This is a genomic window from Seonamhaeicola marinus (assembly GCF_008085455.1).
The window spans coordinates 1-285 of record NZ_VSDQ01000689.1 but is presented as its reverse complement, the minus strand read 5'-3'; the positions used below and the strand labels follow the sequence as shown (position 1 = coordinate 285).

1 pseudogene is annotated in these 285 nt (G+C 29.1%); it reads right to left on the bottom strand.

From position 1 onward, the window contains the following. Positions 1-285, bottom strand: a pseudogene (locus tag FUA24_RS17145) (hypothetical protein); the annotation flags it as partial.

Here is a 285-nt window from a genome sequence, read left to right as displayed (position 1 = left end):
CATTGGTATCATTAAGGGTTTCATTGTACTGCTTAATTTCACTATAACTATCACCCGAAAGGCCTAAAAAAGGCATAATATTTATCTTTTTGGTTTTAAAAACTGTATAAACATTGGTTGAAAAACTAACTTGATCTCCAAACTTATATTCGTTTTTATTTTCACCTTTTAAATAATATGAAAGCAGTGTATTTACACCTATTTTATTACCAGCATAATTATATCCTGCCGAAAAAATACCATCAAAACTACCTGTACCAACTTGAAAACCCGGATTAACATTAT